Origin of the sequence: Paenibacillus antri (genome assembly GCF_005765165.1) — a bacterium.
Classification (GTDB): Bacteria; Bacillota; Bacilli; order Paenibacillales; family YIM-B00363; genus Paenibacillus_AE; species Paenibacillus_AE antri.
On sequence record NZ_VCIW01000001.1, the window covers coordinates 491662 to 508988 of the forward strand.

Sequence of the window (17327 nt, forward strand, 5' to 3'; positions counted from 1 at the left end):
TTTCGTTATAGAACTGGATTTTCCTTCCTGACCAAAGACATAATGAAGGCGATTTCATTCTACCCGCTGTAAAACTTGACCATGAAAAAAACTGCACCTCCAATGTTAGATGAGCGTCTAACCATCGGGGTGCAGTTCACTCTGACAGTAGCGGTCTATTACGATGCCTACTCGCAATCCGGTGAAGACTTCCAATGGGAGCATACCCGAAATCGGTCTGGAATGAACGCCCGTTTGGAAGGATGTGTCGGCCGCTTACAGCTTCTGAATTTTGGACGGGTTGTTGATTTTGTACGGCACCGGGTGACGCGTCAGTTTTTTGGCGGCGACTTTCGCTTCGAAGGTCAGCGCATCGCCAACTTGCAATTCCATTTTTTTCAGCGTGGCGCTGTGACTGGACCAGGCGGAGCCAAGTTCCACTCCTAGCTCTTCGATGACGACATCCCCGTATACGACCACTTCGTCATCCTCATCGGCGAAATGGTTCGGCACGGTCGTAAATTGCTCGACGACCGCCCGCATGCGCACCTTGTCCTCCGGCAGCTTGATTTTACCGGTCCCACTTCTTGACGACTTCGGGGCAGTCCGCTTCGCCGCAGCTTCGTCATCCGTCTGATCCGTTGCCGCTTCGCCATCTTTCCGGTTCGGTGACGCTTCTGTCGCAGCGTCCCCCTCCGGCCCGCCCGCTGTCTCCTTCGGCTCGTCCGCCGCCTCTGCGGGCTCGTCCGACGGAGCGGCAGGCTTCGTGCCGAACTGGGACGCTTGCATTTCCTTCAGATAGGACGGGTGGATACAATGCAACGTCCCATCGTCGAAGCTGATGACAGCCGTCACATCGTCGACGTAGCCGACAACGGTGCACGCCATGTTCAGCCCGTTCCCTTTATAATAAAACGTCTTCATCCTAGATGCCTTGTCGGTCAGCAGTCCCCATTCCTTGCATTTTCGGATTTGTTCGTCCTCGTCCGCAAACGTCAGGTGGCCAACCGGCCGGATGGCAAACGAATAAGCCATACATTGCACCGTCCTTTTCGCATATGCGCCCGAATTGGCGCTTTCGTCCATTGTACCACCTTGCTCCGGCGACGGAAAATGACATTACGATCTCGCGGGATTCACTGGGCGAAGCCGAAGGTACACGCTGGGCGCGCGGCAAGTCAACAGAAGCTGCAGGATCGGGAGCAGCAGTGGAAGGCAGCAGAATCGAGATGCCGGCTGAGCGACGAAGCAATTCGGATGGCGCGGTCGCGGCAGCAACGGAAGCTTTCACCCACATGTTTCTGCTTGATTCGAAGTTGACGTGACAGCTCATAAATCGCCAGTACGCCTTCCGAATGCAGCTGCTTATTCGACCCTGTCAGCAACTGAAAAACCTTCTCCGGCAATGCTCCAATATGCATCTGACGAAAAAACCACAATACGGGAACTTGCCGCATTGTGGTCTCAATCATTTTGATGCTGATGTCGGAGGGCTTCTATGAAACAAGTCTGTCTATCATCGGAAAACGAGTAATACACTTTGTAACGGTCGACTAAAATCCTATATGTCCCCTGCCAAGAGGGCTCTCTTGCGGGCATGGAAACCATGAGTGAAAGAATCTTGTCTTGGATGCTCCGGACCAAACGAATCCGGTATTCTTTCGTTTCTTCTTCCGTAAAATGAATGCTTTGAATATCCCTCAAGCTTTTCCTAGCCGAAGGGGTCCACTTCATATTCATTACAGCTGTCCCTTTTCAATCGCCTCAATGAGATCGTCGGTTGAATAGAGCGTGCCCTCGGCAATATCACGTTTGGCTTGCATAATCAATGCCTTAAGCTCACTGTCGCTTTCGATTTCTTCTTGGACAATGTTGCTTAATGGCTTCACCAGATAATGCTTACCCTCGACATCGACGATAGTGTCTTTATGCTCATATATCCATTCCTTGAAGAGCTCCGCATCATTGCCTTCGAGTTTTTTAAGCAACTTGGTGTCCCTCCTTAGATCGATCTTGTAAGTTTTATTATAACATTGATGACTGTAAGAAACAGCCTGAGATAAATCACTCGAGGAGAGCTTTATAACTCCTGCCTCCCCGCCCGCCGCTCGAAATGCACATGCAGCCGATACTCGCACACATCCCGCGTCCACCGATGCACGATTCTCCTATGCTCCGCCGCCGGTACATCCACTAACGAAAGCATCCCATCCTCGAACCGCGTCATGCTGCCGCGAGCACCGGCCCACTTCGTCAGCGGCATCCGCGCAATAAACCCGCTGACAGCCGTCTCGTCGTACGTCCACAGCCGCCGCGACTCCGCATCCGAGAAGTCGATCCGCTTCCGATACTCCTTCTCCATCAAGTAACGATGGAAGAACGGCGCCACCTCTTGCGGCGTCACCGGCTCCGCCCACCGTTCCGCGCCCAGCTCCAGCATGTACAGCAGCAAGACCATCTTATAGCTCTTCGCCATCGCCTCTTTTCGACATCCCGCAGCCACGCCTCGCTCGCCTCGTACGCAGCCTGCTCCTCCGCCGTCAGACAGCCCGCCCAGGACAAGAAGCTCGAATACGAACCGAACGTCTGCGCATACCCCTTGCTATCTTCACGCCCGTCGGGATGAAGCGGCACCGCCAGTCGTTCGCGGCAAGTGTGTAGATGGCGGCGACCACGCAGCCATATTTGTTTAGCTAAGTTAAATAAAGGAGCGGTTGGATCGGACTTAGGACTCATTCAAAAAAAAACATAGAATAGATCACTCTCAGCCTATCCAACAAAAGTTCGACAGCATTTATTCGACTTATTTCCCGGGAAAGCGAGTATGTGGCATCTCTTAAAGCAAGCTCCTTATCTTATATCGACAATTATCCAATCATTTTGGCAACGATTAATGCTGCTTTCTTCAGTTGATTCATGTCAAAGGAAGGTGGAATAAAAAGTCTACCCTTTTGTTAGACATGCAACTGTATGCGGGAGCATGTGGGGGTTGGATATGATCTGCATTAGTCGGATAAAACCCTTGATTTATAAGGGTTTTATCCGCGGCGTATTCTTTTTGTTCGCGTTTTGTTGCTTGCTGACGGTGTTCGTCAACAAGTCGTCAACAAATATCCAAAGACTACACAATCAAGAGGAGTCGGACACCAACTTGGGTGAGTCCTCATTGACTCGGTCGGGGTAATTATGTAGTCATCTTCGTTCAGTACCTTTACAATTCATTGAAGTTCCTCCTCAATCCTTTTAATAATCATCTCAGCAGTTTTGTTGTCAGTTGCCAAAGTAATGATGCTGAATATTTTTGAAATGAGCTTGCGTTCTGCCTTGTTGTATTGTGAAAGCCGGTCCGTGCGGCGTAGCATTTTAGGTTCTTCATACTCCTTATCTTCTTCAGGCGATATTACAGGTGGCACCGCAGCAGTAATCTTTCTCTTGGGGCGTTCAAGTTCAATCCGTTGAATTACTTTCTGCATTAGCCCATCTGATTTATTTTTCACTTTATCAATTTTTCCCAGTGCACTTTCTGCTGCCTTTTTTGTTTCTAGAACAGACTTAAGTTCGCGTTCGCGATGTGATGCATCCACAAAGAGACCTGCAGTTTCCTTTACTTTGAACTCAGTTTCCTTTTTTTCATATGTATCAATTTTTTTGTATGCACTGTTAATAGTAGAGCCGTCGTGGTAGATTTTGTAAAGCTCATCATTGAAATACCTTTGCAACTCACGCTCGAAATCAGCCCTTGCTGGATTCTCATTAAAATAGTCTCGTTGTGAGTTAGGAATAAGGTCCCTGTTCACTGCGAAAACCTCACCAATAAAATAACTATTGCCACGGTCTTCTTTGAATAATTTCTGGAGAGCGTCTTCACCACCGATCTGGATATTCTCTTTTCGCAATCGCAGGCCACGCATTTGGTTAATCTTTGGGATCGCTTTCTGGAATCTAGATATGCCGACCCACATCCACGCAATCAACTCACCATTTTTGTGGAAATCCTTAAAGTGGACACCAAATATATCATCGTACTTATTCCCCGTTGACGACTCTTTCAATATTGTCGTATATCTCTTAAAGATTGGCTCCCCATCAAGCGTAATATTATATTCGTCGATTTTCGTGCCGATTTCCTTAGCATGATTGTATATATCGGTTCGGTAAATGAAACTGTTTTGATAAGGAACAGGAGCAACAAAGGAAAGATAGTCCTTGATTTGTTGAAAATCGAGCAAGTCGGTGTTCTCCGAATTAATATAGTTCAGCTCCACACGAAAAAAATGCGAATCAATATTGTTTGTCTTTTTCCGCTCAAAACGATTTATGGCATTTAGCACTTCGTTTGCCGTGTGTTTCTTTCCACGTGCATTCTCATCGATAAGCCGGCGCATCTTCTTGGCATCGCATACCATAATGGACTCAGTTTCCTCACCTTTGACTGAAGAGCTGAAAATAAGTTCATTGCAGTACGCTAAGCCGCACAGCCTACCGATGCCCCTAAACCCTTTATCTTCACCGATTTTCTTATCGGAGTCAGCGATATTTCCCAGAGTTTCTTGAAAAGAAGCGGCAGGAATCCCTGTAGCATTATCCTCAATGATGATTGTTCGCTTGTCACGATCTAACCATATTTTAATGGTACCTTCATCATGTTTAAGAAGCCCTTCTTTAACGGCTTTATCGATCTGATCACAAGCATTCTGAATATATTCGCGGTAGATCACCTTGGAGTCTTGGTACATTCCTGTTGTTAGATTCTCAAGAATGTTTGCGCCAAAAATATAGTCTGCCATGTCTATATATCACCTACTTACTTGAACTGTTTGTAAACGGGTTTTGGAAAATGTATCTTCAAAAGGGAACGGAAGATGGGGTTCTGAACTAGATAATCACCCTGCTTAAAACGTGTTAACATATTTTGGTATGTGCTAGGAAGGCTTCTATAATCAGCGGTCGATGTTTCAATAGAGTTGGTCCTTCCATAAGCATGCGTTGCACAGTTGCCTGTTACACGCGGATGAATTGCAGAACGGAACTGCTCCGCCGCGAAAAGGACAACCCCTAATGAACGACCGCGCTCAGTGATATCGAGGATTTCACGGAGGATAGGTGACGACTTCGGTATCTCCTTTGACGCATACTTGTTGAGCTCATCAATGAAAATAACAATACGTGTCGGCGGCTCAACTCCAGACTCGGCATCGTATTCGCCTAACTTTAAGTTATAGATGGTCCGTACAGCGTCACCGAAGACAAACGCCTGCTTGTCTTCAGGTAGCTTGGCAATGTCAATTACATATACCTCGTTTTCCCGTATTTTCTTCAGCTCGTCGGCCAAGCGACATTCGTGCTTGCTTGGATCAGTGCGATTAGCAAACATATCGTCGTTCTTGGTAGCCTTATTAATGATGCGCTTGAACTTTCTCCAACTTAGTACAGAAATTTCATTGGAAACTCGTTGCTGGGAACCTCGCCCCGCGGGTTGGGAACGCTGAGACAGTTCATCGACTTTTTCCCTAAACTCAGTCCACGTATCAATATTGCCAAAATCCGGGTCAGTCTCGTCGATGATTTTGCTAATGATTGCTTCCATGGTCTGCTGAGGATCGTCAATATCAGCGAAGAGCATCTCTAGGCTCTCCTTATCGTCCTCATACGTGTACTTAAACTTTTGTAATTGCTCGTCTTCTATATACGCCTTCACATCTTCTGGAGACAGATATGTACTTTGCTTCGCCGACGCATTACTCGCGAAGGGGATATAATACTTCACATTTTTGAAAGGATCAGTAGACAACCCTAATGATTCGTATTCCTCGAAAATACGCTTCTCTTCGCCGGGTGCAACAGTTGAAAAGTCGTTCGGCCGGTCTATAGCCATTAAATCTCTTCCCTTAACATTGAATATGACAAAAGCAACGCTTTCGTTCATCTCGGCGTTAAGATACTGATCTTGTATGGCTTTCATTAGGAACATCGCATAAGAGGTCTTTGCGGCAAGCCCTGAGATACCTGATATATTGAGGTGTGCACCCTCCGGTCCCAAAATGAACTTCGAATTCAGATATACAGGGAGGGTAACCTCTTCCGTGGTACCTTCATACATCGTGAGAGACCCGCAGACAAGGGGATTTTCAATACGATCAAGTCCAAGTGCCATCGTAATTTCATCGGCTGTAGCAAGGTATACCTTGGCGTTATTATGGACTGGAGTGTATAGGTTTCTGTTATTAAAGGAAACCTTGGCTTTAGCATAGTTCATACCAACACGTAGGGTCGGCTCATCGATAGTTACATCACCGAAGTCACTAGAGATAAAGTTTGTCAAAAAACTCTGTGCATCAGTGATGTGTGAGATGTTCTCAATAACGCCAAAAGTATAGGAGCCTTCGATATGTTCTACTTTCACGATATCGAAAGCATGAAGTTTCAAGTCCGAGTTTGTCCAGAAATTAAACTCATCCATAGTTGTGGGACTTTTTTCGGTCGCTAGAACGCGACCAATCAATTTACTCATAAATTATTCTTCTCCTTAAAATAGATGCAAGAAACTCTCAGTACTAAGATAACGCGATTTCACAAAAGACTCTGTCAAGTATATAGGGTATATGTGATTCGCCCACCGGAGGTCCGAGCCATAACATACAGGATTACGTTCATTTATGAGGTAAGCGCTTAGTGTGTCTACTAGTTCGCTGTCAATGCCCGCCTCAATTTCTTCACCCGTAACGAGAATTTTTTCGATCTTTAGTATCCCGTCGAACGGCGTTCTGGTCTGCTTTTTATCTCTTAGGCGGATGTACCACACAGCGAACTTGATATCGCCAAGCATCGGATTCTCGTACTCTGCCACTGGAGTGCGATGATAGAGCGGCATATCCGCGATAAAACCAGGATTAGGTTTCCCATTAATATCCTCGCATACTTCTGGGTTGAAATTCTTTGACGCGCCTATTACCCAGTTATAGTTATTCTTGAAAGTTTGGTATCTCTTCTTGTCGGTTTTATCGTCTTTTGTTGGTCGATACTCTAGCGACCCGTCCTTGACTAAGTAATTGTTATGATTAAGCTTTCCCTCGCGTACAAGCTCAGCAACAAATTCTTTCTCAGCTTCTATCATTCTATCCTGAACACAGGCAGTAGCACGATCCTCGAACTTCTTATCTTCATTTCTAGATGTTTTATACGGCAAAATGGTGGAAAACTCTATCCCCAGTTTCTTTAATTCTATACACTCGCTTAATTTTTTTGTCGTGGCAGGCCAAAAACCAGATTTTCCATCCGCATCAGCTACATCTGGCATAGATAAAACAAACTCACGCTTAAACTTGGCCGGAGCTACTTTCTTATCGACGCGACGGCAGCAACCGACACCAATCTGTCCGGCAATCACAGGGTATATAACACTTCGGCCGCCAGATTGTCTGTATGCGATGTCATCCACCTTGAAAACCCTACGCGAACCGTCCAAGAAATAGCTAAGAATTTGATCATCCCGTGAGGCTAGCTTCTTGCACAGTCCTGACAGGTCGACGTAGGTCCTATGTTGAGTCGTTTCTGCTCTTCTTTTCCAGATAATCTCGCTATTTCCATAGTCGACTGACGGACGATCCGCATGATCAAGCCCATACTTATGACCCTTATAGCTCTTACCACCAGTAACTTCAGCAAGGATATTCATAACCTTGTCATGCTTTGGTTTAGAAAAATGTTCGTTGGTGCTACTCATCATTCCTTTGCCTCCTTGCTGACAGACCCTTCTGTTTCCTTGCTCACGTCTATTATCCATTTTTAATATACTTGCAATTTAGAATCTTTTAACGAAATGACCGGGGATCAATAATTAAAAGCCCAAGAGCATTCCTCCGTATTTAACTAAAGACTCTAACGGAGCTATTTATAATTACCTTGTTTAAAAACTTATCCGAAGGTTCCCTTGCTTAACCTCACACAAAATCCCAACTGTTCCCAGGCCTTTCACTCGTGACACCTAAAAAAAATTAATTAAATACCTTAATTATTATATTATCTTCAATGCCCATTGTTAAGAAACGATTTTCTGAAAAAATCTATTCCTCCGGTCCGTAGATTGTTGAATTAGGATGGAATTTTTTCACGATTAGTTACAAAAAATTTGATTAGTCCAAGCGCTATTATCAAAAACACCAACTACTCGATACTCTCCGGAGCATTGTGTCCCTAATTTTCTGAGATAAATCACAAAAACCGTCCGCATTAACAAAGGCATCAGGCCTTAGTTTGTAGGATACATGCTTTTCCATACTTCTAGTTCATAAGACCTTTAATTTATGTAATAATTTCTCCTCAAATCTAGCGGATCCCTCTATTTTGCATCATCCTTTTCAGATAAACCCAAATGGAACAAATAACAAAAAACCCCAGATTCACGATAATAGTGAATTCTAGAGGTTTTTGACGATAAATTATCTAATTTGTAACATGATTATTCCCCTTGCCACGCTGCCGCAACTTCCATCTCACCTAATAATTGCTCATCATTATCACATTCCATACTACTTAATAGGGATTCATACTCACTATACACCTTACGGAACGTTTGGGAAACGCGAGAGTCTGAGTAAATATTTACGGACTGACCATTTACTTTTGTATTAATACGTTGCATAAAACTTTCAACGCGGACGTAATCGCTTATATCCATTTTGCATTCGCCATGTTTGTTAATTAAGTCTTGTTTCAACATATCAAAAAACGGGAACAGCTTTCCGTTTAAATGTTGAAGATCAAACCCTTTGCTAATAATATAGTCCTGGTATTGTTCAAATACCTGTGTAGAAGGGACAGGTGTGAATAACATGGGGATGACCGAACCAACTCGCTCGCTGGCATATAGAGCGGTATCATAGATCTCTTCCAGGTCTTCACCAGGCAGTCCAAACATAACAAAAGCATTTACATTCTGTCTCCGCGTGTCGAACCCGACTTCCTCCAAAGCTGCTAACAACGATTCAAAGCGATGTAAATTACTGTTCCACGATCGATTCCATCGGGCGTTGGTTTCCTTTTTTATTGTTTCAAGGGGCAAGTAGATCTTTTCGAATCCGGCTAATTTCATTAAATATACTATTTCTGGAACGCCAACCAGGTATAATCCCAGTGAACTGTCACTTTCATTTTCATATACGATCTCATCCCTGCCGTTATCCTTTGGAACTTTACGTAAGATGACTTCTTCTCCGCCTATTTGCAGCTTTAGATACTCCTCGGGATTACTCTTGTCAATAATCTCAACTGATCCCTGTGTAAGGTCCTCTTCCAAAGTTATAAATGAACGTTTCTGCATTGATTTTTGGTTTTTATAGTTTTCGTATATCCCTTCTGTACCTGGCTGTTCCGGAGGCAAATCTGTATCTACCGATAGTGTAGCAAGTATCTGCCTATTCGATTTTAACTTAAGTAAAAAACGCTTATGGTCACTCAATGCTACTCCAATCTCAATTCCTTCCGGAGCATAAATCTTAATCCCGTATAACGACTTATCTGTAAGAACAGCTTTCAAAATACGCTTGAATTCTTTCATTTTCATTAATAAATTATCTTCATAAAAGCAAAAAACTCGTGTCCCTTGAACAAATTTTTCTTTAATCTCCCGTATTACATCCTCAAAGTCTCGATTGCGTACTTTTGTTCCATCGTTAAGAATGTTAGACGCACAGTACGAGCAAATATGCGGACATCCACGGGATGTAGTTAATATTGTGTAGGGTGGGCGCTCGCCCTCTTCATATAAGTCCGTCGCTAGTGCTAGGTTCGAGGCCCCTGGGATCTCATTTCGAACTACAAGATGCTGCGACATCAGATGCTCATCTGAGAGTTTTACATAGTCTCCTTTAATTACAAGTGCTTCAATTCCAAGCTTAGAGCCAGCATGCCCAGGTGCCAAAGTAGGATAAATGCCCCCTACCCTAATTTTTGCTTGGGGAAATACTTCCAGAGCAAGTTTAATTACATCACGAGTACTTTCCCACCAATAAGTCATAATTGAAGTTACCCAAAATTCAATAACTTCGTACTCTTTATATTTTATCTCTTCTTTAAGCTCGAATAACTGGTTTTCTAACGTTCCAATCGGACAACCAAACTCATATTTCCATTTCTCATTTGGTTTCAACTTATAACCAAATCTATCAGGAACGTACTCCTTGTTTGTACCTAAGACTACGACACTTTTCTTTTGCTTTCTTACTGCATCAAAACTTTCAAATTCTGTTACACTTTCAATGACGCCACTTTCTTTCCCGTATGGATTTAAGCAATCAAATAATTTTAAATCATATAAATTGCTTTCGCGCAGCCAAGTCGCAATCTTTAATAAGCCGTGAGGCATACTCCACCTAGCCCAGTATTGCGTGTCGTATATTGGTGGGTTAACTAATATCGCAAGTTTACGGCGTTCCATAACATCAACCCTTTTTCCCTAAACTTCTCTTTAAAGCAATAGAACAGTAATGATCATCAAAAAAATTAAATGATTGACCCAATCTCTTCTCATTCAGAAAGCTTGTATGCTGGTAAAACTCCTTGTACTCTTCCCTGGAAATTCCGTTTTTCTCCGATAACGGAAAAACATGAGGTGAAAGTAGGTCAAGCTTACCGGCTTTGGAGTATGATTTATATTCATCCGTATTAAAGGATGGCGTATAAGGCTTAGGTATAAGCGAACCACAAAGTTGTAACAGCTGAAAACTATGACGGAACATTGTCTCTAAGTCATCATCTTGTGTACCGATCATCAGAAAACCAGCTAGGTTCCCAGAACTAATTTTATACCTTTTTAATTCTCTATATACCCTTAGGTAATGATCAATTGCGAGATCATTACCTTCTTTTTCATACTCCAGAAAGAATGAACGAAATCCTGCTTCGTACATGTCTTGAAAGATCCCCGGTGGAGCATCTTTAATCTCAACTCCACACAATCCGTAAAGGGACAGTTGTATTTCTTGTTTCTTGAGTTCCCTAATAAATTCTTTCAGTATTTCACCATTATTTACGAATAGGTTGCCCTCAAAAATAACCACATCTTTTATATTATTCCGTTTCAATACGTTTACTTGTTCCAAAAGCCCAGGAACTGGGTCCAAGGAAAACTTTACCCCCCCAAACTGGGGGAGTTTTTCTGAATTCAATTTTCTAGTGATTGCCTTGTAGTATATCTCAAAATCCGGCAAACAAGATTTCAAATCAATGAAATCCGTAACCAAGAATGTGGCCCCAATTCTTTGAGCATGCTCGGTTTCTATCGCCGCATATGGACCAATAATGGAAATCTTCACCCCAGGAATCAGGGTTTTTAAATAAGGGATCAGCGTTCGTAACGTTTCGTACCAATATGAGGTAAGGGTATTTATAACAATATGATCGGGTTCCCATTCTTTAAGAACGAGACGAAGGTTCTTAGACGCTTCATCCATAGGCATCCCATATGTGCGTGCCTTATATGAGGTGTTATCAATTATTTTTTGCTTTGCTAAATCTCTGACAGCCACACGCCCAGACTCCGTTGGGAGCATAAAATCAAGTAGTTGAACATCGCAATGCATTTGGTCTAATAGTGTACTTAACATAAGGAGGGTTGTTGGTTGGTTCCAACGTACCCATGCATATCTAACCTCTTGTACAGGAGGATTTATAAGTAATACCTTCGTGTTTGAAATAAATTCCTTTAGCCACTGGTTTGCTTGTATACAAATGCCCATTTTTCGTCCCCTGCTAAATTTTGTTAGTTACAAGTTTGATGTAAACCTCCATTTGGTCTTGCGGGAGGTTAGAAGCAACTGTTGCCAAGCAATGCTTGATGAACCCCGCATCTCCCATTGTGCTTCGAATCGGATGATCCCAATTTAAGTAGATTTTATTCTGACTTGGATTCACCTCACAAAATGCTTTCACATGCTTCCCCTGTTTGTAGATAATCTCGAAATCTTCTCCACCAATTGAAATATTACGTTTCCAGATATCAGCACGTTTATTTAACTTTAATGTCTTGGACACATAATCAATTTGATAATCACCTGTTACTTCTTCCTCAACTGAAACAGTAAAGGATGCTAGTTTCCCTTCGGCTTTAAAAGGTGCCGCAGGGGCCAACTGAAGCTCATACGTCAAGCTTCCTTTGTAAAAGTGGTCCATCACCTCAGGATCCTCAAAAGAGAGTTCCATTATGCCGGCACTAGCTTCAATAATTGCATTACGTTGAGCTTCATGACGTTTTATAAAATTCGTCATACTGGCGTTAATATCACTTCGGTTTATAATAGCATCAATCAACTGTTTTAGTGGGCCCTCTAATCTTTCCGGATTGTCACCGATCAACAGTTGCTTTAACCGATTATATTGCTTGCTTTCCTTATAAAACCCATCACGCCCGGGGTTTATATCATGAATTGCATCAATACCTTTTGTGATATTAATTTCACCTGATATTTGGGATAAGGCAACTTTAGATGAGCCCGTAAGTAATTGGTCGAGTCCAAGGAATGTGGGGTCCCCTATTGCCACCCCTTTTACTCGGATCAATATCCCACGGCATTCAGCAGGAAAAATAGTTGTCGATTGACCAATTAAAAATCCTTTTGCCTCAAAATCGTCATTAGTAAACCGTAATATTTTTATTAGGTCAGCATCTGTATTTTCATCTAGCTGCCGTTCCGGTTCTATTACTTTACGATGCAGATTTTCAGTTAAACCACCATTAATGGAGTATGAGATAGTTATGGGGTAATCTAAGTTCTCCCCGTCCATCTCAGCCCGGATAAAATCGCGAACTCCCTCAGGAATGTTATTGTGGAGATTTGCCTTTATTGGGATAATACGACTAAGATTCCAAAGGAACTGTTCATCTCCGCCAAAACTCTCAATATTCCTAGCCCGTTTTTTCGCAGGTTTAGAGAGGTCCCTCACAACAAAATCTTTTAGCTCTTTTAATGTTATTCTTGTGTAAGAGCCTTGCTGTTCCGACGGCTCAACTACTCGAATGGTAGTCGTGCAAAAATTATCAATATCTTCAAGGCTACGATTAGATTCAAGCGAGAATAAAGCTTTAAAGTTTATCGTCGCAACAAGCTCAATTTCAGAAGCTCTTAAGGTGTACGCTACCTGTGCGTAATTTAGAGATTTCTGAGTCGTAACAACACCATGCTCTTGAATATCAAAAGCAACTGGCTCACCGTTTTCATTCGTTATACTAATAACTTCAATACGTTCCAATAATTCACGCCCAAGACCACCTGGAACAATAACTCCCAGATCTAACCTTCTTTGACCATTGGCTTCCCAATGAAACACATGTTGCGAGATTGACCCTTTCTTTGTTCTAACTTCTACTTCATCACAGTATCTAGCAGGAGCGAGAAAACCAATTCCTTTACCACCAATCCGAGGCCTTTGCTTTCTCGAAGTATACTCATCCTTTTGGGAGCTTTTTCCGATCCTAATATAATCCCTTACGAATTCTATAGGGTCCATCCCACAGCCATCGTCTGATATGGTCAACAAGCGATAATTCTCGATAAAATCTAAATGAACGCTATCAGCATCTGCATCATAAGCATTTGATACCATTTCTTTGACGGCCTTTACGAAAGGTTGATATACACCAGATAACTCTCGTAATACTACAGGGCTAATGCCGCCGAATCGCAAGTTAGAATGTGCGGGCTTCAAATCAGTTTCAAAAGTGCTCACTCAATAACTCCTCCAATGCGTACAAGGCCAGAGTTCCTGTACATTGTTCCTCATCAACTGTCAATAGCATCACGTACTTATCGTTTATATCTACTAAAAACTGATTATTTTGCTTTGTGAACTGTGCTTGCCTGCCCGTCGGAATATGATATGCACAGAATTCATCATATTTCGTCGACCATACCAATATCTCTTGGTTAATAACTATATCTGCAATAAAGCTATTTCTGGCGTATGTTTCATTATAGGAATCAAACGTCCCCTTGGTTCGTCCCTCATTTGTGACGTTATCTAATTGCACCTGCCATAAAGAATCTCCAGTTCGTTTATCGATACAAACCATTTCGTCATTGGGCAGGAGAAATATAAGCTTGTCCCCCAACGCACCTCGATACTGACTGCCAGAGAAGTTGTTTAATTGCCAAGCCGTTCTTCCTTCTTGCTTGGCGATAAGCCCCTTCTGGTCAGAATTTTGTACCATCTGCATTTGTCCGAGAGACCATATCCCAGATATCGGCGAAGCCCTTCCCAATGTAGATGCGGTACCCGATGTTAAGTCAATTTGTAAGAGGCCGCAGCTATAGGTCCTCGATGTATTATCTAATGTATACGGAATTGAGAATTTCTCGACTAAAGCAACTTGATTGATTTCCCATTCCATTTGGAAGGTGGATAATGTAAACCAGCCAAAGCGACTAAGTTGGTCATGGGTTCTAGCATCTTGTACTTTGGATAATAAAACATTAGCGCCCACCGCTCCAATTATTACATTATAAATGGTATTCGTCTCACGAACTTTCTTTTCGTTTATAGAGACCACTTGTAACTTGCGGCGATTTGTTTCCAACTCGCGGGAAAGCACCACCATGTGTTTATCGGTCAACAACGCCCAGTTTGCAACTGACCAGTATGCTGGTAATTTCCCATACCATGTACACTCCATCAACAAGCTCCTGTCGGCGAAAAAATCAATGCATCTAATTGTGTTTTTACCATGTCTGAAGCTTGCCGGCTGGAATACCCTTTAAAGTCACCATCACTCATCCAATTAACGTGTTTAGCACGCATTAAATACTCGTGAAGTTGAGCTTTATCGATCTCCCCCAATTCCCGCTTAAGCACAAGCGGGATAAGGTAACTACCCAGTTTACTTACGGCTAGTGTTCCCATTGACTTTTTTAATAATGAGTTTCTTGTGGCGCTCCAGGCCTCGGGCCAAACTTGTGCAACAACATCCCAAAAATCTATAGCTAATCTATATTGCTTTTCAAGGTCAAGCATCTTTACTTCCCCTGATTGAAACAATTCCTCTAGCGATGCCCTTAAAGATTGAAGCGAAACTGGCCGTTTTGTACCACGGGCGCCCACAAGGTTTACGTTATGGTACCAGGGACTGTCTGGATCTGATTCTAGCCTAATTACAAGTTCTGAAAGAACATCATTTTTATGCCCTACAAAGTAAACGTGACTCATAGAAACTTTTTTCTGCTCTCGGTTGATAGTAATAAATAGGTCTTCTTCATACTCCGTATCTAAATAATTAAATAATAAGAAAGGAATCTCAATCCCTTGCTCAAAGTGCTCTAGTATTCCAATGGTCCGATGTTGTCCATCAATAATTGATAAGTTCTGCCCCCCGTTTATAGAAACATAGCCAAAAGAAGATGATGTAGATGTGTTGAAAGGGAAAAATCCCAACTTTTCGCGTGAGTTAAGTAGAATTGGTGTAAGAAATCCCGCTGGATTTTTATTTAAATACGCCGCGAAATCAATAGCCCTTTTCTTCTCGGGCGGGCGTTGATACCCTAACCGATTTGGTGCCGGAGGGTAATGGTCGCAGAAAGTCAAAGACTGCGCTAACTCCTTTGTCAGAAAACCAGTGAAAATCTCTTGATTCTTCTGTATGGTCCTCATGACTTCAAGTCTATACGTAGTCATGACATCACCTTCCCGTTGCAAATGTAACAGTTACATTATAACCTATTACATTGTTAAGTTTCTATCTTGTAGTGTCATTTTCTTTCAGCCATTAAACACAACAATTCAATAAACGCCGAACCCTTGTCGCTTTGTTTAGTTTGATTAGTGCCAGGCAAATGGTTTTAATACTAAATTAAATCTGAGTGATAGCGTCTGGACAAGCAAAAGAGGGTTTATCTTTGCTATCGAATCCTCATCGTCGAGGAAGTCGGAAGGATACCTTCTACTCGATCCGCCGGCCTCTGTGCTCATTACGGGAAGAGACAGTATGGTCATTACCAGTAACAAGAGCTGGGAGTGGGACGAACTCATGAGCGACGCAGTTCTAGCGACAACCGTGTTCGATCGCATCCTCCGCAATACCCATTTAAGGGGAAATCCACCAGCAAAAAGATAAACAAAAAACCGGAATCTAGTCTGAACCAAGCGCACAGGGGGGTAAAATTACCTTGGCGCTAATGGGTCAAAATAATTCCGGAGTTTACAGTAATAACCAATCGTTCTCCATCAACCTAAACTGTGTACCCTGGTCATGGAATTAATTCGCGAGTAAAAGTTTAAACTGCCCCATACAGTTGATCTAGTTTGTTCTCCAAAATAGATTTCATCAGATCTAATCATTGATGTTAATTGTGTCATGCAGGGTTTCAATTACAGGTATCCATACCGTTTTTACCAGCCCTGTTTTTTCGGAGAAGAATTACATTTAAAAGTTTTTCGGATAAGAATTAGTGGTTTTAGGGTACCTGCTATTTTTTAATGATCTACAACAAGGATTTTCGCAAGTTGTTCCTTTAATATCAGGGGAGTTAACTCTAAGATCTCTTCATTTTTCATAAATAAATAGTTACAAATGTATATAATGTTATCAAATGTTAGAGGTAACGAAATACTTATTTTTGACAACGTAAAAAGTACCGTGTCGCGGTCAACCCTATACAACTTTTTTACTAGTTCCTTGTCACTTTTTAAAACTTCTTCCATATCGTGATCCAGTGGTTTATTTGCAAAACGAAGCCTAAATTTATTTCTTATCATTGGGATTAGATTATTATCCTTGTAGTTCCGGTATGAAAGCTCTGTAAAGAGTTGAACTATTGACCAATCACATGTCTCGAGCGTTGCTACCAACCCGTTTAATGTACGCGAGTGGTCAACGTAACCTTCCCACTCTTCTTTACATTTGTATCTAAGATCATGTTCTACCTCATGCCAGCCTTCTGAAAACACAGTTCTCAATTGCAGTTCAAAGGTGTTGTCAATAAAATGCTTCCTCGTTACTGGTTCAATTAAGTTACTGGTTTTTTCGTCCAACCTAAAAATAAGGTTAGTACGTGTTGGTTTGAAGGTCGAAGAATCTGGATGATCCCTTGATTCGTCAATCTTTTGGAATTTTCTAGTTACGACTGTTTCGCATATTTCAATGTCATCGTTAAAGTATAGTACTATTCTGACTCCAAAAAGGTCTTGTAGTTTCTTATCTGGTCCGTACTCCTTCTCTTCCATCTTATAGAGTAAAGACTCAGTTGTTTTTACCCTTGAAAAGATACGGTAAAATAAACCTATCTTATCCAGTTCATTTTTTATTTGCACCTCAACATCTTTTAGTAGAGAATCTGGTGGTAGTTGCAATAACTGCACAGTAT

The 17327-nt window shown here is 42.4% G+C and carries 14 protein-coding genes; 1 reads left to right on the forward strand and 13 read right to left on the reverse strand.

Annotation, left to right across the window (positions count from 1 at the left end; genetic code table 11):
- Positions 1 to 255 precede the first annotated feature (255 nt).
- The 12 genes from FE782_RS01885 to FE782_RS01940 form a co-directional block, all read right to left on the reverse strand.
- Positions 256 to 1014 carry a hypothetical protein gene (locus tag FE782_RS01885; protein WP_138191919.1) on the reverse strand — a complete coding sequence of 253 codons (759 nt, stop codon included), beginning with the start codon at positions 1012 to 1014 and terminating at the stop codon, positions 256 to 258.
- A gap of 429 nt (positions 1015 to 1443) precedes the next feature.
- Entirely contained in the window at positions 1444 to 1719 is a 276-nt protein-coding gene (locus FE782_RS33240; RefSeq protein ID WP_138191921.1) for a type II toxin-antitoxin system RelE/ParE family toxin, read from the reverse strand.
- On the reverse strand, positions 1719 to 1967 hold the full coding sequence (locus FE782_RS01895) for a hypothetical protein (RefSeq protein WP_138191923.1): 249 nt from the start codon (positions 1965 to 1967) through the stop codon (positions 1719 to 1721). Before FE782_RS01895 ends, FE782_RS33240 begins: the two co-directional genes overlap by 1 nt.
- A 92-nt stretch (positions 1968 to 2059) precedes the next feature.
- Entirely contained in the window at positions 2060 to 2455 is a 396-nt protein-coding gene (locus tag FE782_RS01900) for a hypothetical protein (RefSeq protein ID WP_138191925.1), read from the reverse strand.
- A gap of 742 nt (positions 2456 to 3197) precedes the next feature.
- Positions 3198 to 4766 carry an ATP-binding protein gene (locus tag FE782_RS01905; RefSeq protein ID WP_138191927.1) on the reverse strand — a complete coding sequence of 523 codons (1569 nt, stop codon included), beginning with the start codon at positions 4764 to 4766 and terminating at the stop codon, positions 3198 to 3200.
- A gap of 17 nt (positions 4767 to 4783) precedes the next feature.
- Complete coding sequence (locus tag FE782_RS01910; RefSeq protein WP_138191929.1) at positions 4784 to 6490, reverse strand: ATP-binding protein; 1707 nt, start codon at positions 6488 to 6490, stop codon at positions 4784 to 4786.
- A gap of 15 nt (positions 6491 to 6505) precedes the next feature.
- Positions 6506 to 7702, reverse strand: coding sequence for a hypothetical protein (locus tag FE782_RS01915; protein WP_138191931.1), 1197 nt, complete (start codon positions 7700 to 7702; stop codon positions 6506 to 6508).
- A 735-nt stretch (positions 7703 to 8437) separates the two neighbouring features.
- A complete protein-coding gene (locus FE782_RS01920; protein ID WP_138191933.1) occupies positions 8438 to 10414 on the reverse strand; it encodes a radical SAM protein in 1977 nt (658 codons plus the stop codon).
- A 4-nt stretch (positions 10415 to 10418) separates the two neighbouring features.
- Positions 10419 to 11504, reverse strand: a complete 1086-nt coding sequence (locus FE782_RS01925; protein ID WP_138191935.1) for a hypothetical protein — start codon at positions 11502 to 11504, stop codon at positions 10419 to 10421.
- Positions 11505 to 11727: 223 nt separating this feature from the next.
- Complete coding sequence (locus FE782_RS01930; RefSeq protein WP_138191937.1) at positions 11728 to 13701, reverse strand: ATP-binding protein; 1974 nt, start codon at positions 13699 to 13701, stop codon at positions 11728 to 11730.
- Complete coding sequence (locus FE782_RS01935; protein WP_138191939.1) at positions 13688 to 14644, reverse strand: hypothetical protein; 957 nt, start codon at positions 14642 to 14644, stop codon at positions 13688 to 13690. The genes FE782_RS01930 and FE782_RS01935 overlap by 14 nt, the downstream gene beginning before the upstream one ends.
- On the reverse strand, positions 14644 to 15639 hold the full coding sequence (locus FE782_RS01940) for a DGQHR domain-containing protein (RefSeq protein ID WP_138191941.1): 996 nt from the start codon (positions 15637 to 15639) through the stop codon (positions 14644 to 14646). The genes FE782_RS01935 and FE782_RS01940 overlap by 1 nt, the downstream gene beginning before the upstream one ends.
- 310 nt (positions 15640 to 15949) lie before the next feature.
- Here FE782_RS01940 and FE782_RS33245 point away from each other — a divergent pair, with 310 nt between their 5' ends.
- Positions 15950 to 16078: an ATP-binding protein gene (locus tag FE782_RS33245; protein WP_138191943.1), complete on the forward strand. Its 129-nt coding sequence runs from the start codon at positions 15950 to 15952 to the stop codon at positions 16076 to 16078.
- Positions 16079 to 16437: 359 nt separating this feature from the next.
- Here FE782_RS33245 and FE782_RS01950 read toward each other — a convergent pair whose 3' ends face one another.
- Positions 16438 to 17322 (reverse strand): RelA/SpoT-related domain-containing protein, encoded by an 885-nt coding sequence (locus FE782_RS01950; RefSeq protein WP_138191945.1) that lies wholly within the window; start codon positions 17320 to 17322, stop codon positions 16438 to 16440.
- Positions 17323 to 17327: the final 5 nt, after the last annotated feature.

Excerpts from the sequence above, each read along its gene's own strand:
- FE782_RS01920 (WP_138191933.1), bottom strand. The coding sequence starts at position 10,414 with ATGGAACGCCGTAAACTTGCGATATTAGTTAACCCACCAATATACGAC.
- FE782_RS01915 (WP_138191931.1), bottom strand. The coding sequence starts at position 7,702 with ATGAGTAGCACCAACGAACATTTTTCTAAACCAAAGCATGACAAGGTT.
- FE782_RS01905 (WP_138191927.1), bottom strand. The coding sequence starts at position 4,766 with ATGGCAGACTATATTTTTGGCGCAAACATTCTTGAGAATCTAACAACA.
- FE782_RS01900 (WP_138191925.1), bottom strand. The coding sequence starts at position 2,455 with ATGGCGAAGAGCTATAAGATGGTCTTGCTGCTGTACATGCTGGAGCTG.
- FE782_RS01910 (WP_138191929.1), bottom strand. The coding sequence starts at position 6,490 with ATGAGTAAATTGATTGGTCGCGTTCTAGCGACCGAAAAAAGTCCCACA.
- FE782_RS33240 (WP_138191921.1), bottom strand. The coding sequence starts at position 1,719 with ATGAATATGAAGTGGACCCCTTCGGCTAGGAAAAGCTTGAGGGATATT.
- FE782_RS01940 (WP_138191941.1), bottom strand. The coding sequence starts at position 15,639 with ATGACTACGTATAGACTTGAAGTCATGAGGACCATACAGAAGAATCAA.
- FE782_RS01935 (WP_138191939.1), bottom strand. The coding sequence starts at position 14,644 with ATGGAGTGTACATGGTATGGGAAATTACCAGCATACTGGTCAGTTGCA.
- FE782_RS01885 (WP_138191919.1), bottom strand. The coding sequence starts at position 1,014 with ATGGCTTATTCGTTTGCCATCCGGCCGGTTGGCCACCTGACGTTTGCG.
- FE782_RS33245 (WP_138191943.1), top strand. The coding sequence starts at position 15,950 with ATGGTCATTACCAGTAACAAGAGCTGGGAGTGGGACGAACTCATGAGC.